Here is an 11,903-nt window from a genome sequence, read left to right as displayed (position 1 = left end):
GGCTCTCTTCAGGAAGGCTGGGCCACTGTGGTGTCCGTACCGCACCGACAGGGGAGGAACCCGTCATGAAGCGCAGCACCGTCGTCGCCGCCGTCGCCGCCGCTGCCGGGCGGCGGCCGGCTCAGTCGTCGTCGCGGTCGTCGTCACGCTCGACGTTGCGGACGTCACCGGAGCCCAGGTCGACCTCCAGCTCCCACACGCTGCCGTCCCCGGTCCGCAGCTCGACGTCCCACACCCGGTCGTCCGCGTCCAGGTCGAGGTCCTCGACCTGTCCGGCCACGCGCTCCTCGGCGATCCGGACGGCGTCGGCGGCCGAGACGGAACCGCCGGAGAGCAGCCGCACCTTCTCGCGGGCGTCGTCGCTGTCCCGCTCGTGGTGCAGCACCTTGCCGCCGTCCAGGCTGATCTCCAGCTCGTGCTCCCGGTTGTCCTCGCCGGCGACCTCCACGTCCCAGTGCTTGTCCTCACGGTCCAGGTCCAGCTCGACCACGTGTCCGGGGACCGCCTCCAGCGCGGTGCGGATCACCTGGTCGGCCACCCCGGCGGCGGCGCGGTCCGCTCCCTCACCGGTGTTCTCGCCGGCGTCCTTCCCGGCGTCCCGGCCGGTGTCGTCCCGGTCGTCCCGGTCGTCCCCGTCGTCGCGGTCCTCGGCGGAGGTGGCGCCGCCGGGCGGCGGGCTGTCCTGCGAGCTCGCCTCCGCGCGGAGTTCCTGGGCGGCGGCGCTGGGCTCGGAGCCGCCGGACATGGCGGCCCCGGCCACGGTGCCACCTCCGATGACGGCTGCGGCGGCGACGGCGGCGACGACGGTGCTGCGCTTCATGACGGGTTCCTCCCCTGTCGGTGCGGTACGGACACCACAGTGGCCCAGCCTTCCTGAAGAGAGCCTGAAGCCACCTGAAGCCGGCTTCAGGTACCAGGTGCGAAGCTTGCCCCCATGCGCGTGCTGATAGTGGAGGACGAACAGCGGCTCGCCGCCTCGCTGGCGGCGGGGCTGGGTGCCGAGGGGTTCGCCGTCGACGTGGTGCACAACGGCACCGACGGGCTGCACCGGGCGACCGAGTTCGACTACGACCTGGTCATCCTGGACATCATGCTCCCCGGACTCAACGGCTACCGGGTCTGCGCCGCACTGCGCGCGGCGGGCGACGAGACCCCGGTGCTGATGCTCACCGCCAAGGACGGCGAGTACGACGAGGCCGAGGGGCTCGACACGGGCGCCGACGACTACCTCACCAAGCCGTTCTCCTACGTCGTCCTCCTCGCCCGGGTGCGGGCGCTGCTGCGGCGGCGTGGCTCCGCGGGGGCCGCGCCCCGACTGCACATCGGGGACCTGGAGCTCGACCGCGGCACGCGGCGGGTGGCCCGTGCGGGCCGCGAGGTCGCGCTGACCGCGAAGGAGTTCACCGTGCTGGAGCAGTTGGCCACCCGCGTCGGCGAGGTGGTCTCCAAGTCCGAGATCCTCGAACACGGCTGGGACTTCGCCTACGACGGCGATCCCAACATCGTCGAGGTCTACGTGAGCGCGTTGCGGCGGAAGCTGGGCCCCGGCCTGATCCACACCGTCCGCGGCGCCGGCTACCGGCTCGCGCCGTGAAGACCCGTACCGCGCTGGGGGCGACGGCGGTGGTGGCCGTCGCCCTGCTGGCGGCCGCGCTGCTGATGCTGCAGGCGCTGCGGCAGAACCTCACCGACCAGGTGGACCTCCAGGCGGAGAACACCGCCCGGGGCGTCGCGGTGCAGCTCGCGACCGGCAGCGACTTCGACGAGCTGGAGCTGGACAGCGACCGGCCGGTCCAGGTCGTCGACGAGGACGGCATCGTGCGCGCCGTCGGCCCCGGCCTGGAGGCGGTGCGCGGCACCGGCACCGAGTCGGTGGACCCGGTGCCGTGGCCCGAGTTCGACGACGATGACGACGACGGGAGCGGAGCGGTCGGGGACGAGGTGCGGCTGTTCGACGGCGTCGCCCTGGTCAACGGCGAGGCCGGCGACTACCGCTTCGCGGCGATCGACGCGGAGACCCCGGACGACCTGGAGGTCACCGTCTACGCCGGCTCCTCCGTGCAGGTCGGGCAGACCGCGCTGGCCTCGGTCCGCTCCTCGCTGCTCACCGGGTTCCCGCCGCTGCTGCTGGTGGTCGCCGGTGTCACCTGGCTGGTCACCTGGTGGGCCCTGCGCCCGGTGGAGGGCATCCGCCGGGAGCTGGCCACCATCACCCACAGCGAGGACCTCTCCCGCCGGGTCCCCGAGCCGACCTCACGGGACGAGATCGGGCGGCTGGCGGACACCACCAACGAGACGCTGGCCGTGCTGGAGGCGTCCGTCGACCGGCAGCGCAGGTTCGTCGCCGACGCCTCCCACGAGCTGCGCAGCCCGATCGCCTCGCTGCGGACGCAGTTGGAGGTGGGCGCGGCCCACCCGGAACTGCTCGACCTGCCCGGCGCGGTCAAGGACACCGTACGGCTCCAGACCCTCGCCGCCGACCTGCTGCTGCTGGCGCGGCTGGACGCGGGGGAGCGCCCCGTGGGCAGCGGCCGCGTCGAGCTGGCCGAGCTGGTCGCGGAACAGGTGGACGCCCGGGGCGCCGCCCGCAACACGGCGGACGTGCCGGTGACGGTGACGGCCGACCGGCTGGAGCCCGCGGCGGTCCCCGGTTCCGCGGGGATGGTCGAACGGGTGCTGGTCAACCTGCTCGACAACGCCGAGCGCCACGCCGCCTCCCGGGTCCGGGTCTCGGTCACCGCGGAGGGCGGCCACGGTGTCGTCGAGGTGGCGGACGACGGGGCGGGGGTGCCCGTCGGGGAGCGCGAGAGGATCTTCCAGCGGTTCGTGCGGCTGGACGAGGCGCGCAGCCGCGACGCCGGCGGCGCCGGGCTCGGTCTCGCCATCGCCCGGGACGTCGCGGAGCGCCACGGCGGGACACTGACCGTCGGCGCGGCGCGGGAGGGCGGCGCCCTCTTCGTCCTGCGCATCCCCGGGCTGCTGCCGCCCGAGGATGCGGACGGGCCCGACATCGCGAGCTGACACACCGCCGTGCTCGCCGCCCGTCGCGCCCTGCGCCTGCCGGCCGCGGCTCGCCGGGTCAGGGCCGGTCGTCGAGCTCCGAGCCGAGGGCGTCGAGCCAGCGGGCGGTGCCCGCGCGCCGCCACTCCGGCTCCTCGTGACCGTCGAGGAACGCCGCCTGCTCCGTCAGGGTGAGGCGGGTGCCGCCGCCGTCCGGGGTGAACTCGACCGCGGTGGTGGAGACGGTGGCCAGGGTGTCGTCGGTGGTCAGCGTCGAGGCGTACACGATCCGCTCGTCCTCGACGACGTCCCGGTAGTCGGAGGTGAAGGCGAGCACCTCGCCCGCGGGCCCCCTGCCGGTGGTCCGCTCCCGTCCACCGGTGCGGAAGTCCAGCTCGTGGCCCTCGCCGGCACCGAACCAGCGAGCCTTGGCGGCGGGGTCGGACCACGCCGCGAAGACGCGCGCGGGGGTGGCGGCGAAGGTGCGTTCCAGGGTGAAGGTGGTGTGGACGACGCTCATGACGGTGTCCCTTCGACAGTGTCCGGTTCTCTTGCTGGGGTGTCCCGGGCGCGGGTGTCCTGGCCCGGGGAGCGCCGGCCGGGGGAGTCGACCAGCGCGCCGAGCGCGTCCAGCCGGTTCTCCCAACCGGTGCGCCGGGCGCTGAGCCAGCCCTCGCCGGCACGGAGCGCGTCGGGGGCGATGGCGCAGGTGCGGACGCGCCCGACCTTCTCGGAGCGGACGATGCCGGCGGTCTCCAGCACCTGGAGGTGCTGCACCACCGCTGCCAGCGACATCGGCAGCGGCGCGGCGAGGTCGCTGACCGAGGCGGGTCCCCTGATCAGCCGCTCGACCAGACCACGGCGGGTGCGGTCCGCCAGGGCGCGGAAGACGAGGTCGAGCCGCTCCTCTTCGTTAAGCATGTACTTAAGTATCAGGCGCCACGACCGGATGGTCAAGTGATTGCTTGAGTTTCCCGGTGGTCGGTGGTCGGTGGTCGGTGGTCGGTGGCCGGTGGCCGACCACCGGTGCCGCGTCCCGTTCGGTGGGTCAGGCCCGGCCGCGCCGGACGCGGAGCTTCTCGGCGATCGGCCGGAGCGAGTCGTGCAGCGCGCGCAGTTCCTCGGGCGAGAGCCGGTCGATGAAGTGCTCGCGAACCGACTCGACGTGGTGCGGGGCCACCTGCCGCATGGTCTGCCAGCCCGCCTCGGTCAGCACGGCGAACAGGCCGCGGCGGTCGGAGTCGCAGTTCTCGCGCCGGACGTGGCCGGCGCGCTCCATCCGGGTGATCTGGTGGGAGAGGCGGCTCTTGGACTGCAGCGTCGCGGTGGCCAGGTCGCTCATCCGCATCCGGTGCTCGGGAGCCTCCGAGAGGTTGACCAGGATCTCGTAGTCGTTCATGGTCAGCCCGTACGGCTGGATGTCCCGCTCCAGCTGGTGCATCAGCAGCTTGCTGACGTCGAGATGGGTACGCCAGACGCGCTGCTCGTCGTCGGTCAGCCAGCGCGCGTCCGTTTCGGTCTCCATGTCCTCAACTCTAGGCCGTGCCGCCCCCAACACGGCGGATCGCTGCCCGGGACCGGCCGCGCCGCGACAGCGGGCGCACCACGGGGCCGGGGCCCCGTCGGCGGGGGCCGCCGACGGGTGACCCGGCGGCCGCGGCGGGGGCGGCGCGTGCCACACTGGCGGAGCTTGTGCATGCATTCACATGGGAGTGTCGAACCTGATGGACCAGAAGACCGCCGCCGCTCTGCGCCGCCTGAGGCTGGTGTCCGCCCCCGAGGCGATCTCCTTCCTGCTGCTGCTCGTGGCCTCCGTGCTGCGCCGCACCACCGACTTCGACGCCGTCCCGGTCCTGGGTGCGGTGCACGGCTTCCTCTTCGTCGTCTACGCGGTGCTCTGGCTCGACGCGTGGAACCGCGCCCGCTGGTCCTTCACCACCGCCGCCTGGTACTTCGCGATGGCCGTGGTCCCCACCGGCGGGTTCTTCGCCGAGCGCCGGCTGCGCCGCGAGGAGGCGGCCCTCACCGCGGCCCCCGGCGCGGAGGAGGAGCGCCGGTCCACCGACGGCGATCCCGTGAGCGCCTGACGCGTTGCCGTTCCCCGAGGGGCGTGTGGCCGTAGGGCTGTGCGCCCCTCGATCGTGCCCCGTGCGCCGCTTTCACCAGGCGCTCCCGCGCCGGGCGGTCGCCTGCCGAGACGGGCCTTGTCGGGATGTGACCAGCCGGTAGGGTCGGCGCCGTGCCGAAACCGCTGAGCCTCTCCTTCGACCCGATCGCGCGCGCCGACGAGCTGTGGCAGCGCCGCTGGGGAGCCGCGCCGCCGATGGCGGCGATCACCTCGATCATGCGAGCGCACCAGATCCTGCTGGCCGAGGTGGACGCCACGGTCCGCCCCTTCGGCCTCACGTTCGCCCGCTACGAGGCCCTGGTCCTGCTGACCTTCAGCAAGGCGGGGGAGCTCCCGATGTCCAAGATCGGTGAGCGCCTCATGGTCCACCCGACCTCGGTCACCAACACGGTGGACCGTCTGGTGCGGGCCGGGCTGGCGACCAAGCGCCCCAACCCCAACGACGGCCGCGGCACGCTGGCCTCCATCACCCCCAAGGGGCGCGAGGTGTGCGACCGGGCGACGGCCGCCCTCATGGACTCCGACTTCGGCCTGGCGGCCTACGACGACGAGGAGTGCCGCGAGATCTTCGCGATGCTCCGCCCGCTGCGGGTGGCCGCGGGCGACTTCGACGAGAGCTGAGACGGGCGACGCCGGTACGCACCGTGAGCGCCCGACCGCCCGACCGCCCGCTCGCCCCCGCGCCAGGGTGCGCGGCCGGGGCGGACCCGGTGGGAAGCGGCCCGGCCGGTGTCGATACGCTCGACGCATGAAGCGGAGTGTCCTGACGCGCTACCGGGTGATGGCTCTCGTCACCGCCGTGATGCTGCTGGTCCTGAGCACCTGCATGGTGTTCAAGTACGGCTTCGACACCGGTGCGGACGTCACGTTCGTGGTCTCGCAGACCCACGGCCTGCTGTACATCCTCTACCTGATCTTCGCCTTCGACCTCGGCCAGAAGGCGCGCTGGACGTTCGGCAAGCTCCTGTGGGTGCTGCTCTCCGGCACGATCCCCTTCGTCGCCTTCTTCGTGGAGCGGCGCATCTCCGCGGAGGTGACCCCGCTGGTGGAGGCGTACGAGGAGCGGGTCGCCGCCGAGGCGCAGGCGGACGAGGCCCATGCCGCGGAGTCCAAGGAGACCGTGACGCCCTGACCCCCGCGGGTCCCCACGTCGACGGGCCCCGGTCGTGCCGCCACCGCCGCGCGGTGGTGGCACGACCGGGGCCCGCGCGTGTCCGGGGGCGTCGGTGCGGGGCGAGGCGAGGCGGGTCGGCGGAGGGTGCTGCTCACCCGGGTGCTGCGCGGTCCTGGCAATGTAGTTGGAAGTCCTAGTAAATTGGAGTCATGGACGCTGACGCCATCGCTGAGGGCCGCCGACGGTGGCAGGCCCGGTACGACGCCGCCCGTAAGCGGGACGCCGACTTCACCACGCTTTCGGGTGACCCGGTGGACCCGCTGTACGGTCCACGCCCCGGCGACCGCTACGAGGGGTTCGAGCGGATCGGCTGGCCCGGGGAGTTCCCCTTCACCCGCGGCCTGCACCCCACCGGGTACCGGGGCCGCCCCTGGACCATCCGGCAGTTCGCCGGATTCGGGAACGCCCGGCAGACCAACGAGCGCTACAAGATGATCCTGGAGGCGGGCGGCGGCGGACTCTCCGTCGCCTTCGACATGCCCACCCTCATGGGCCGGGACTCCGACGACCCCCGCTCGCTGGGTGAGGTCGGGCACTGCGGGGTGGCGATCGACTCCGCTGCGGACATGGAGATCCTCTTCGACGAGATCCCGCTGCAGGACATCACCACCTCCATGACGATCTCCGGCCCGGCGGTCCCGGTCTTCTGCATGTACCTGGTCGCCGCGGAGCGGCAGGGGGTCGACCCCGGCGTCCTCAACGGCACCCTGCAGACCGACATCTTCAAGGAGTACATCGCCCAGAAGGAGTGGCTCTTCCCGCCGGAACCGCACCTGCGCCTCATCGGCGACCTGATGGAGTACACCACCGCGGGCATTCCGGCCTACAAGCCGCTCTCGGTCTCCGGCTACCACATCCGCGAGGCCGGCGCGACGGCCGCGCAGGAGCTGGCCTACACCCTCGCCGACGGCTTCGGCTACGTCGAGCTGGGCCTCTCGCGGGGACTGGAGGTCAACACCTTCGCCTCCGGGCTCTCCTTCTTCTTCGACGCCCACGTCGACTTCTTCGAGGAGATCGCGAAGTTCCGCGCCGCCCGCCGCATCTGGGCGCGCTGGATGCGCGACGTCTACGGGGCGAGCGACCCCAAGGCCCAGTGGCTGCGGTTCCACACCCAGACCGCCGGTGTCTCCCTCACCGCCCAGCAGCCGTACAACAACGTGGTGCGCACCGCGGTGGAGGCGCTGGCCGCCGTCCTGGGCGGCACCAACTCGCTGCACACCAACGCGCTCGACGAGACGCTGGCACTCCCCAGCGAGCAGGCCGCCGAGATCGCGCTGCGGACCCAGCAGGTGCTGATGGAGGAGACCGGCGTCACCAACGTCGCCGACCCGCTCGGCGGCTCCTGGTACGTCGAGCAGCTCACCGACCGCATCGAGGCCGACGCCGAGAAGATCTTCGAGCAGATCACCGAACGCGGGCGCCGGGCGGTCGGCGACGGCGAGCACCCCATCGGCCCGATCACCTCCGGCCTGCTCCGCGGTATCGAGGACGGCTGGTTCACCGGCCACATCGCCGAGGCCGCCTTCCAGTACCAGCGCTCGCTGGAGAAGGGCGAGAAGCGGATCGTGGGCGTCAACTGCGCGCACGGCTCCGTCACCGGCGACCTGGAGATCCTCCGGGTCAGCCACGAGGTGGAGCGCGACCAGGTCCGGACCCTCGCCGACCGCAAGGCCCACCGCGACGCCGCGGTCGTCACCGCCGCGCTCGACGAGATGGTCGCCGCCGCCCGCGACGGCCGCAACATGATCGACCCCATGCTGCGCGCCGTCCGGGCGGAGGCGACCCTCGGGGAGATCTGCGACCGGCTGCGCGACGAATGGGGTGTCTACGTCGAGCCCGCCGGCTTCTGACCGGCCCGCCGCCCCGCTGTTCCGCGACGTGCCGGGGCGGCGGGGGGACGGGGGTCGCCCCGAGGGACCCGAAGTGCACGGGGGCGTGTGCCGGAACGCGCCGCGAGGGGGGAGACTGTTCCCATGCAGCCACGCAACATGTCCATGAGCGGCGTCGTCGATCTCTCCGCGGTGAAGGCGGCGGCCGAGGCGAAGGAGAAGGCCGAGGCGGCCCGCGCGCAGCGCGCGGCGCAGCCCGAGGGGGCCGCGTCGAGTGCGCCGCTGGTCTTCGACGTCGACGAGGCCGGGTTCGAGCAGCAGGTGCTCCAGCGCAGCGCCGAGGTCCCGGTCGTCATCGACTTCTGGGCCGAGTGGTGCCAGCCGTGCAAGCAGCTCGGCCCGCTGCTGGAGAAGCTCGCGGCCGACTACGCCGGTCGGTTCGTCCTGGCCAAGGTCGACGTGGACAGCAACCAGATGCTGTTCCAGCAGTTCGGCGTCCAGGGCATCCCGGCGGTCTTCGCCGTGGTCGCCGGCCAGGCGCTGCCGCTGTTCCAGGGCGCCGCGCCCGAGCAGCAGATCCGGCAGGTGCTCGACCAGCTGATCCAGGCGGCCGAGGAGCGGTTCGGCATCGTCGGTGCCCCGGTCGACCCGGAGCAGGCGCAGCAGGCCGCCCAGGAGGCCCCGGAGCCGCCCCAGGACCCCGCGCTGAGCGCCGCGCACGACGCGCTGGACGCCGGGGACCTCGCCGGTGCCATCCGCGCCTACGAAGGGGTGCTGGCCGATCAGCCGGCCAACGCGGAGGCCCGGCTGGGGCTGGGCCAGGCCAAGCTGCTGGACCGGGTCCAGGGGGTGGACCTCACCGCGGCCCGCAAGGACGCGGCCGACCGGCCCCGGGATGTCGACGCCCAACTGGTCGTGGCCGACCTCGACCTGGTCGGCGGCCACGTCGAGGACGCCTTCGCCCGCCTGGTGGATGCCGTGCGCACCGCCGCCGGTGACGACCGGGACCGTGCGCGTGTCCGGCTGCTGGAGCTGTTCGAACTCGTCGGACCGGAGAACCCGCGGGTCGTCGCCGCGCGCGGTGCCCTCGCCCGCGTCCTGTTCTGACCTCCGCCCCTCCCACCGGGTGACCGTGCCTCCCGGCGCTCCGTCACCCCGCGCCCTCCGCGGCCCTCGGCATCCCGTTCGGGACGCCGGGGGCCGCGTGCGCGTTCCGCCGTTCCGGCCCGCCTCGGCCGCCCCCGGCGGGTGTGGGCCGCCGAAAAACGGCAAGGCGAGTGAAGACCACCCCGGGTGAACCAGGTAGGTTCGTCAAGGGTGTTGTGCCCCTTTGGTGAACGGGTCGCCCGGGTTTCGCTGCCTGCGCGTCCCGTTCGTCCCGCGCTGAGGTCAGCGGCGCCCGGGCCCGTTCCGACTACCCGTCGGTAATGAGCCACTTGTGCCGCGGGCATGATGTGCACAACGATCGGCCGGGTCGGTGGTGCCACACGCCGGCCCCGGGCGCCGTCGCCGGACGGTCCGCCCGGAGTGCGGGGGCGCGTTCCCCGTCGTGGCAGTCGCCGGGGGTGGCCCGGGGGCATCGCGCTTCTTCCCCGAGCGCCGGACCGCCGCGTCCCGGCAGCGGCCGGCGACCGGGGGAGTGGTCCACAAGGAGGAAAGTCATGGAGTCCCAGGCCCGTGGCGGCACCAGATGGAGGCGGTTCGCCGTGACCATGGTGCCGACGGTCGCCGCGACCGCGGCGATAGGCATCGCGGTGTCCCAGGGGGCGCTCGCCGCCTCCTTCTCGGTATCGGGGCAGGAGTTCAAGGTCTCGACGCCCGAACTCGTCAACACGGACGGCTTCGTGCAGTACGGCGGGGTCGTGGAGACTCCGCGCGGCCCGCGGCCGGTGGCGGTCTCCGCCTTCAACTCCGCGACCATCAAGGACCTGTGCCAGTCGGTGGTCATCCCGACGCCGATCGGCAACGTCAGCATCAAGCTGAACGCCGGCGGGGACCCGCGCCGCCCGGTGGAGGCACGCAACCTCTTCATCGACCTCAACCAGGTGCAGGCCGACGCGGAGTTCACCAACCTGGACATCGGTGTCTCGGTCGACGCCACATCCAAGGGCCCGCAGCCGGTCGGCCCGACCGTGCCCGGCTCCTTCGCGCAGCAGGCGGACCGCGCTACCCTCACGGACGTGGAGCAGACCGCGCTGGCCACCTCGGCCGGGACGTTCAAGCTCAACGGGCTCCGGATGAGCGTCCACCGGGGCACCAACGAGTGCTTCTGACCCGCTGACGGCGGTGTACCGGCGGCGTACCGGCCGTGACCACCGGGGCAGGGCGTGAACGCACCGTCCCGCCCCGGTCACCCGGCCGGCGGGGAACCGGCGTACCGTGCCTTCGTGAAGCCGACCGGGGGCCGCCCCCGGACCACCCCGCCCGCGCCCCGCAGGGAGACCGCCATGAGCAGCACCACCGCAGGTCGTCCGGTTCCGGCCGGTTCCACCTTCGGCCGGGTCCGCCGCCGGTTCCACCTGTGGCGCGGCGGACGGCCGTTCTGGGCCGGGCTGTACACGATGCTCGGCGGCGTCCCCATCATGTACTTCCCCTACGCGAACATGCAGTTCGGCGACCTGACGATCAGAATGGCGACCACGGCGGGTGCCGGGTCGCTGGTCATCGGGGTGCTCATGATCACACTCGGCCTCACCATGTGGTACCAGCCGCTGACCCGGGTCTTCGCGGGCGTCGCCACGCTGGTGCTCGCCCTGGTGTCGCTGGTGGTCTCCAATTTCGGCGGCCTGCTGGTGGGTTTCGTGCTGAGTGTCCTCGGCGGCGGGATGTCGGTCTCCTGGGCGCCGGCGCGGCCGGCCGAGGAGCCGGAGGTCGCCACCCGTGACGAGGAGCGGCCCGACGACGTCGGGGTGCCCGCGCCCCACGCGCCGGCCCGCCGCGCGGAGACCGGCACCGGCACCGGCACCGGCACCGGAACGGCGACCGGTGAGCACCCGGAGGGTGAGCGTGCCCGGTGACGCCCGGCCGACCGGCGCGCGCCGGCCGCGCCGCGGGGGACGCCGAGAGCGGCTGCGGTCGGTGCTGGTGGCGGCCGTCCCGTCCGCGCTGATCCTCGGCATGGGGGTCGTCCCGGGCCCTGCGGCGGCCGACGTGCTCCAGCCCCCGTACCCGTTCCGCGCCGGCCCCTGCGCGGAACGGAGCGATCCCGCGGCCACCGACGCGGACGAGGCCGACGGGGCCGACGACGGTGGGCGGCGCAGCGGCGTGGACGAGGCGGGCGAGGGGCGTGAGCCTCCCGAGGACCCCGCCCCGCCCGAACCGGACGACGGCGACCCACCGGGCGCCTCCCCCGCGGACGGCGGGGCATCCGGCACGGAGCAGGACGCCGACGCGGTGGGCGGTCCCGGGCCCGGCCCGACCGACCGCGCACCGGACCGCGAAGCCGACCGGGAACCGGAGGAGACGCGTCCGGACGACCGGGGGGCCCCGGCGCCACCCGCCCCGGACGACACCGCCGCCCCGGACGACCGGTCGGCGGACGAGCCCCAGGAACCGCCGGTCGTGAGCGGCGACCGCCCTGCGGCGCCGCACGACACCGACCGGCCCCGCCCCCCGTCGGACCCGCTGGGGCTGGGCGCGGGGCTGCGGGACCTCACCGACGGCCTCGGCAGCATCCTGCTTCCCGGGGCCGACCGCACGCCCCGCGGCGATCGACCCGCGGCGGAGCCCGGCAGCGGCGGGGCGGCCGGGGACCCGGCGGACGACGGGGCCG

The 11,903-nt window shown here is 73.7% G+C and carries 13 protein-coding genes and 1 pseudogene; 10 read left to right on the top strand and 4 right to left on the bottom strand.

The window, feature by feature from the left end; genetic code table 11:
* Window positions 1-121: 121 nt before the first annotated feature.
* On the bottom strand, window positions 122-820 hold the full coding sequence (locus HCN52_RS16115; protein ID WP_168089143.1) for a PepSY domain-containing protein: 699 nt from the start codon (window positions 818-820) through the stop codon (window positions 122-124).
* A 114-nt stretch (window positions 821-934) separates the two neighbouring features.
* Between HCN52_RS16115 and HCN52_RS16110 the strand changes: the two genes are divergently transcribed.
* Window positions 935-1,594, top strand: coding sequence for a response regulator (locus tag HCN52_RS16110; RefSeq protein ID WP_168089142.1), 660 nt, complete (start codon window positions 935-937; stop codon window positions 1,592-1,594).
* Entirely contained in the window at window positions 1,591-3,021 is a 1,431-nt protein-coding gene (locus tag HCN52_RS16105; protein WP_312876727.1) for a HAMP domain-containing sensor histidine kinase, read from the top strand. The genes HCN52_RS16110 and HCN52_RS16105 overlap by 4 nt, the downstream gene beginning before the upstream one ends.
* 58 nt (window positions 3,022-3,079) lie before the next feature.
* Here the strand turns inward: HCN52_RS16105 and HCN52_RS16100 are convergent, their stop codons facing one another.
* From HCN52_RS16100 to HCN52_RS16090, 3 genes are all read right to left on the bottom strand, one after another.
* Window positions 3,080-3,520 (bottom strand): SRPBCC domain-containing protein, encoded by a 441-nt coding sequence (locus HCN52_RS16100; RefSeq protein WP_168089141.1) that lies wholly within the window; start codon window positions 3,518-3,520, stop codon window positions 3,080-3,082.
* Window positions 3,517-3,921, bottom strand: coding sequence for an ArsR/SmtB family transcription factor (locus tag HCN52_RS16095; protein ID WP_168089140.1), 405 nt, complete (start codon window positions 3,919-3,921; stop codon window positions 3,517-3,519). The genes HCN52_RS16100 and HCN52_RS16095 overlap by 4 nt, the downstream gene beginning before the upstream one ends.
* Before the next feature lie 127 nt (window positions 3,922-4,048).
* Window positions 4,049-4,525: a MarR family winged helix-turn-helix transcriptional regulator gene (locus HCN52_RS16090; protein ID WP_168089139.1), complete on the bottom strand. Its 477-nt coding sequence runs from the start codon at window positions 4,523-4,525 to the stop codon at window positions 4,049-4,051.
* A gap of 199 nt (window positions 4,526-4,724) precedes the next feature.
* Here HCN52_RS16090 and HCN52_RS16085 point away from each other — a divergent pair, with 199 nt between their 5' ends.
* The 8 genes and pseudogenes from HCN52_RS16085 to HCN52_RS16050 form a co-directional block, all read left to right on the top strand.
* Complete coding sequence (locus HCN52_RS16085; protein ID WP_168089138.1) at window positions 4,725-5,087, top strand: DUF3817 domain-containing protein; 363 nt, start codon at window positions 4,725-4,727, stop codon at window positions 5,085-5,087.
* A 152-nt stretch (window positions 5,088-5,239) separates the two neighbouring features.
* Window positions 5,240-5,749 carry a MarR family winged helix-turn-helix transcriptional regulator gene (locus HCN52_RS16080; protein ID WP_168089137.1) on the top strand — a complete coding sequence of 170 codons (510 nt, stop codon included), beginning with the start codon at window positions 5,240-5,242 and terminating at the stop codon, window positions 5,747-5,749.
* A gap of 127 nt (window positions 5,750-5,876) precedes the next feature.
* Complete coding sequence (locus tag HCN52_RS16075; protein ID WP_168089136.1) at window positions 5,877-6,260, top strand: DUF3817 domain-containing protein; 384 nt, start codon at window positions 5,877-5,879, stop codon at window positions 6,258-6,260.
* A 191-nt stretch (window positions 6,261-6,451) separates the two neighbouring features.
* On the top strand, window positions 6,452-8,152 hold the full coding sequence (gene icmA, locus HCN52_RS16070; protein WP_168089135.1) for a coenzyme B12-dependent isobutyryl-CoA mutase large subunit: 1,701 nt from the start codon (window positions 6,452-6,454) through the stop codon (window positions 8,150-8,152).
* A gap of 123 nt (window positions 8,153-8,275) precedes the next feature.
* Window positions 8,276-9,238: a tetratricopeptide repeat protein gene (locus tag HCN52_RS16065; RefSeq protein ID WP_168089134.1), complete on the top strand. Its 963-nt coding sequence runs from the start codon at window positions 8,276-8,278 to the stop codon at window positions 9,236-9,238.
* Window positions 9,239-9,792: 554 nt separating this feature from the next.
* The gene (locus HCN52_RS16060) at window positions 9,793-10,404 is read left to right on the top strand and encodes a DUF6230 family protein (protein ID WP_168089133.1); all 612 of its coding nucleotides are present in this window, start codon (window positions 9,793-9,795) and stop codon (window positions 10,402-10,404) included.
* Between the two features lie 174 nt (window positions 10,405-10,578).
* The gene (locus HCN52_RS16055; protein WP_245175197.1) at window positions 10,579-11,148 is read left to right on the top strand and encodes a DUF6114 domain-containing protein; all 570 of its coding nucleotides are present in this window, start codon (window positions 10,579-10,581) and stop codon (window positions 11,146-11,148) included.
* Window positions 11,132-11,903 (top strand): annotated as a pseudogene (locus HCN52_RS16050) (hypothetical protein); the annotation flags it as partial. The gene HCN52_RS16055 and the pseudogene HCN52_RS16050, both read left to right, overlap by 17 nt.

The organism is Streptomyces bohaiensis (genome assembly GCF_012033785.1).
Lineage (GTDB): Bacteria > Actinomycetota > Actinomycetes > Streptomycetales > Streptomycetaceae > Streptomyces > Streptomyces bohaiensis.
Note: the sequence above shows the minus strand (reverse complement) of the source record. Positions and strands in the feature narration are given on the sequence as shown.